The 5,720-nt window shown below is 48.2% G+C and carries 4 protein-coding genes; 3 read left to right on the forward strand and 1 reads right to left on the reverse strand.

Annotated features, from left to right (window positions below):
- Positions 1-2,062 (reverse strand): DUF3971 domain-containing protein (locus tag JU82_RS03275; protein ID WP_037946421.1); only part of this gene is annotated, 2,062 nt, incomplete at its 3' end.
- Here JU82_RS03275 and mltG point away from each other — a divergent pair.
- The 3 genes from mltG to JU82_RS03290 form a co-directional block, all read left to right on the forward strand.
- Positions 2,061-2,936, forward strand: a complete 876-nt coding sequence (gene mltG / locus JU82_RS03280; protein ID WP_037946424.1) for an endolytic transglycosylase MltG — start codon at positions 2,061-2,063, stop codon at positions 2,934-2,936. The two genes, JU82_RS03275 and mltG, sit on opposite strands and share 2 nt — an antisense overlap.
- A gap of 107 nt (positions 2,937-3,043) precedes the next feature.
- Positions 3,044-5,266: an NADP-dependent isocitrate dehydrogenase gene (locus JU82_RS03285; protein WP_037946426.1), complete on the forward strand. Its 2,223-nt coding sequence runs from the start codon at positions 3,044-3,046 to the stop codon at positions 5,264-5,266.
- 254 nt (positions 5,267-5,520) lie between these two features.
- The coding region (locus JU82_RS03290; RefSeq protein ID WP_037946428.1) for an NAD(P)-binding domain-containing protein at positions 5,521-5,720 on the forward strand (200 nt) is incomplete at its 3' end.

A 5,720-nucleotide genomic window follows, 5' to 3' on the forward strand; every position in this document is an offset into this window, starting at 1 on the left:
GGAGCGAGATGTCATCCAACGCGATTTGCCATCCTTCCGGTATCGTTGTAAAACGGGCTTTGAGTGCCGGAACGTCGAGACGAATTTCGTTTTCGGCGTTATTGATTTGGAGTTCTGCCGATTCGTTCTGATTGACAAGAGGGGTGATCTTCGGATTCAGGGGGATCATTTTATTGAGTCGGAACAGCCCTTTTTGCGTATCGGTATTAAACGAACCGGACAGATTCGCTTTAAGCCAGTTTCCGGCGACCGTCTCGATTCCGGCAAAAGAGAGGATATCGTTTTTCCATACGGCTTTAAACGGAGAAATAAGAATGGGAAGCTGATGTATCGACCATGACGAGGCGTTGGGGGTATCCAGTTTAAATGCGGTGCCGTCGTATTTCATCGCAAGGTTAAAGGGCGCATTCATCAAAGCGGCATCGTCGAGCCGCAGATGATCGATCTGAAGTTTTATATCGGATTGTTTTTGCGTGCCGTCAAAACGGGCGGTAATCGTTCCTCGGAGTTTATCGGCGATGCCAAAGCGCAGGGGAGAAAGGGCCATGCGCATATTGGCATAATCAAACGCGGTCGTAAACCCTCCGATTCGAAGCGTTTCGCCCATCGCGTTCCACACAGACTCTTGTACCTGGATCGTATCGCCCTGAGGCCTGATTTTATACTCAACCTTCAAAGGGCGTGCGGGATCGGCCAGACGCAGATACTTCGGATTTCCCAACGGTGCTACGTGGTACGCCTCGATGGTGATGTTTCCTTCTTCGCGGGTTGCATCGTACATCCCATGGACGCGAGCATGCGCGAGATTGTCGTTGTATCGGGCGGTGAATCCGTCGAACGTAACGCGGGTAGTGTCGAGTTTGACGATTCCCCCTGTCGTTTGCAACGGGGTATTTCCTATGAGCAATTGGGAGGAAGTCGGTGCAAACGTCCCTTTTGCCGTCGTATCGAGCGTATTCAGATCGATGATGAGATCAAGATTGACGGCGCATTTTCCGGCGACCTGACGGATAGGCAGATCAATGCCGTAAAAACGAAGCAGATTGAGTATCGGATCGTTCAATTGCGCATGTGCGGTTCGGATCAGGGCGGTGAGCGTCGTATTCGGAGTTGTAAAATCGATCCACAGTCGGCTTTGCTCCGTAGGTAGAGCGTAAAAGCTTCCGTTGTGCGGCGTAATGTGGAGTTTTCCTTTCGTGAACTTCAGATCGATGAAACCGGATTTGATCGGTTCAAACCCCTGCGCAAACGTATATTCTCCGTTTTCTACCGTTGCCGAAGCATAGAGAGAGGAGATGATATCCTCGGGATTATCGTAGCGGAAGGTCCCCTCGAGTTTATGCAGGACGATGGAGGACGCTTTGGCATAATCGACAACCCACGGTGCTACGTCGGGGTCTAGGCCCAAAAAAGCACTCAGCGGGCGAACGGTTGTCAATTTTCCATCGGCTTTTGCCCGAAAAGAAAGAGTGTCGGTATTACCTTGCGCCGAAAGACGAATAGCGGGAGTCTGCGGCAGTGTGAGTAACATATCGGCATTCAAGTTCTGTTGATTCAGATCGATAGCCAGTCGAAATGAGACGTTTGCGTCGTTTACGGTACAGGCCGGGAGGGAAAAATCAAAAAACTCTTCGGAGAGGGTAAAGCTCCCATGACATACCGTATTGCCCAAACGAAGCGCAACGGTTCCGGGTGCGTTGCGCGTGTAGTGCAGAGAAGCTTTGGTGTCTCGGTATTGAATCGTATCAACGTCAATGGACTCTATCCAGTGTTTGCTCCATCGGACAACGCGTGGGAGGCGACTGATCGGTTTTAACGTCAGAGGAGTGTTGTCGCCTCGGTATTCGGTTAGATCGATTTTCGCGGCCTTGATAAGGAGCGCATTTTCCCATTTGAGATATAATTTCTCGATTTTAACACCTCCGAAACGGAGATGATCGATCCCAAAACCTTCAACCAAAGCGATAAACGTGAGAAAACCGAGAAAAAAGACCGTTACGAAAAAAAGAACAATACTCTTATGGACATTAGGGATCATTTTGGTGATGATTACGTCTTTCATGAGCTACCTGTTCTCTACTGTCACATCCCCCAAAATTGTCTATATTCCGAAAGGTTCTGTCTTTAAAAGTATATCACACCTCCAGGATGAAGGGGTGAACCTCTACAAGATCGATGCCTTTATTCTCCGAGTTCTCGGACACCCTCAGCAAGGGTGGATCGATCTTAAAGAAGAAAAAATGAGCCGTATCGAGTATCTGTATGCGCTGACTACCGCCAAAGCGGCGACACGGCAGATTACTCTGATCCCCGGCGAGACGACGGCTATTTTCCTGCAACAGCTTGCCGATGAACTCTCGCTTGATCTGGATGCCCTGACAAAAGCCTATAAACGGCATGCTTCATACAAAGAGGGAAATTTTGTCCCGGATACCTACAGCATCCCCAATGAAATCGACGAAGAAACGCTGATCCTTCATCTGCTGAACGAGTCTGATAAAACGATGAAAGAATGGGCCGAAAGCCATGATATCCCGTATACAAAAGAAAAATGGTTACCAATAGTAACAAAAGCATCCGTTATTCAAAAAGAAGCTTCCTCATTGTCTGATATGCCCTATGTCAGTTCCGTCATCGATAATCGGATCAGAGAAGGGATGAGATTGCAAATGGATGGGACACTTAATTACGGCGAATACTCGCACCAAAAAGTGACGGCTCGTAGAATCAGAACCGACAAAACCCCCTATAATACGTATAAAAACAAGGGTTTGCCGCTGTACCCCGTGTGCAATGTCTCACGTGAAGCCATCGATGCGGCATTGCACCCGAAGCAGACGGACTACCTCTATTTCGTGCGGGGAAAAGACGGGGAGCATGTGTATAGTAGTTACTTTTCTACACATAGGCAAAACATAGTAAATGCTACCAAATGAAACATATAGGCAATTTTTTAGTTCCGGAAGGGGTGTAAACGGAGAAAATCGTGAAGTAAGTGTTATGATGACTGTATAAATTTTGCAACCCCAATAGAGGAGATCGCATGGCATCAACAAAAATCATTTGGACGGAAATTGACGAAGCTCCGGCTTTGGCAACGTACTCACTTCTTCCGATCGTAAACGCTTTCACAAACGCAGCAGGTGTTGCGGTTGAAACCAGAGACATTTCTCTTTCAGGTCGTGTTATCGCGACTATGGGCGAATACCTCAAACCCGAACAACGTATTCCTGACTATTTGTCAGAACTCGGTGAATTGACACTGAAAAAAGAAGCAAACATTATCAAGCTTCCGAACATCAGTGCGTCTATTCCTCAGTTGCAGGCAACTATCAAAGAATTGCAGGCAAAAGGGTATGCTCTTCCGGAATATCCAGAAGTAGCGACTACCGAAGAAGAAAAAAAGGTCAAAGAACTGTACAGCAAATGTCTCGGTTCTGCGGTTAATCCGGTTCTTCGAGAAGGTAACTCGGATCGCCGTTGCGCACCGTCAGTTAAAAAATACGCTCAGAAAAACCCGCACAAACTGCGTGATTTCAGTGCCGATTCAAAAACGCACGTTGCGCACATGAACGGCGGCGATTTTTACGGCAACGAGAAATCGGTGGTTATGGAAAACGGCGGCGATTTCAAAATCGTTCTGGAAGCCAAAGACGGTTCGGTTACTACCTTGAAAGACGGTTTGAAAGCAGCTCCGGGTGAAGTACTTGACGGTACATTCATGAGCGCTAAAGCGCTCCGTTCATTCATCGCGGAACAAATCGACGATGCTAAAGCAAAAGGCGTATTGTTCTCGGTTCACCTCAAAGCGACGATGATGAAAATTTCCGATCCGATCATGTTCGGTCACTTTGTCACCGTATTTTATAAAGACGTATTCGAAAAACACGCGGCTACGTTCAAAGAACTCGGTGTCAATCCGAACAACGGTTTGGGCGATGTCTACGCAAAAATCAAAAAACTCGATGCTGCGAAACAGGCTGAAATCGAAGCGGATATTCAAGCGGTATACGCGGTTCGCCCTGCGATCGCGATGGTCGATTCAGACAAAGGGATCACCAACCTTCACGTTCCGAATGACGTGATCATCGATGCGTCTATGCCGGTTGTCGTACGTGACGGCGGTAAAATGTGGAATGCGGAAGGAAAAGTACAAGATTGTAAAGCGATCATCCCTGACCGCTGCTACGCAACCTTCTATCAAGTGGCGATCGAAGACTGCCAAAAGAACGGCCAGTACGATGTTACAACGATGGGTAGCGTATCAAACGTCGGTTTGATGGCCCAAAAAGCGGAAGAGTACGGCTCACACCCGACAACATTCGAAATTCCATCTGAAGGAACGGTTAAAGTTCTCGATGCTAATGGAAACGTATTGATGAGCCACAACGTCGAAGCAGGCGATATCTGGCGTATGTCACGTGCCAAAGATATCCCGATCCAAGACTGGGTAAAACTGGCCGTCAGCCGTGCACGTGCAACAAACACGCCGGCTATCTTCTGGCTGGATAAAAACCGTGCGCACGATGCGAACATGATCGCAAAAGTCGAAAAATACCTGAAAGATCACGACACGACAGGTCTTGATATTCAGATCATGGCACCGGCTGAAGCAATGCAGTTCTCGGTTGAGCGTATCCGTAAAGGGCTTGATACTATTTCGGTCACCGGTAACGTTCTTCGCGATTACCTGACCGATCTGTTCCCGATCCTTGAACTGGGTACATCGGCGAAAATGCTTTCAATCGTTCCGTTGCTCGCAGGCGGCGGATTGTTCGAAACGGGTGCGGGCGGATCGGCTCCGAAACACGTACAACAATTCGAGGAAGAAGGTTACCTTCGCTGGGATTCACTCGGTGAGTTCCTGGCACTCGGCGTAAGCCTTGAGCACCTTGCGGCAACGTTCAACAATCCTAAAGCCCAAGTGCTTGCGGAAACATTGGATCAGGCAACCGGTAAAGTGCTTGATTTCAACAAATCTCCTGCCCGTAAAGTAGGACAAATCGATAACCGCGGAAGCCACTTCTATCTTGCGATGTATTGGGCTCAGGCCCTTGCAGAGCAGACCAAAGATGCGGATCTTCAAGCGAAATTTGCTAAAGTAGCAAAAGATTTGACCGAAAACGAAGCAAAAATCAACGAAGAGTTGATTGCTGCTCAAGGAAAACCCCAGGATATCGGCGGTTACTTCCGTCCGGTATTCGAAAAAGCGTCGGCTGCAATGCGCCCGAGTGCAACGCTTAACGCTATCATCGGCGCGATCTAATTTACTGCCGCAACGGCAGACTTTAGAAAGCGTTGCCCCAAAGGCGTTCTGCGGGGCTTGCGATAGCAATTTCCCGGCTTTTAGCCGGAAAATCGTTTTTTATCTTTAGAGAATGCTCTACAGATAAAAGACGATTCAATCGTCTTTCATTGTTCCCTTTGCCGGTATGCTTTCGAGTATTTTCGACAGTCGAAAATAGTGATGAGTATATTGTGGAGCCGGGACGATGCTGATATGACACAAGGAGTACTATTATGGTAAAAGGTAAACGTGTCGGAATCGTAGGAGCAGGAAACGTCGGTTCCACCATCGCTTATTCGCTCGCTATGCTCGGTTCATGCCATGAGATCATTTTGCGTGATAACAAAATCGAAATTGCCAAAGGAAAGGCGCTCGACATGTCTCAGGCTGCCGCTGCGGTGCGAAGCCATACGGTCGTCAGCGTTGCTGAAAC

It is taken from the genome of Sulfuricurvum sp. MLSB, assembly GCF_000747095.1.
Lineage (GTDB): Bacteria > Campylobacterota > Campylobacteria > Campylobacterales > Sulfurimonadaceae > Sulfuricurvum.

What these genes read in the sequence shown, in the direction of transcription:
- mltG (WP_037946424.1), top strand. Translation starts at nt 2,061, where the DNA reads ATGAGCTACCTGTTCTCTACTGTCACATCCCCCAAAATTGTCTATATT.
- JU82_RS03285 (WP_037946426.1), top strand. Translation starts at nt 3,044, where the DNA reads ATGGCATCAACAAAAATCATTTGGACGGAAATTGACGAAGCTCCGGCT.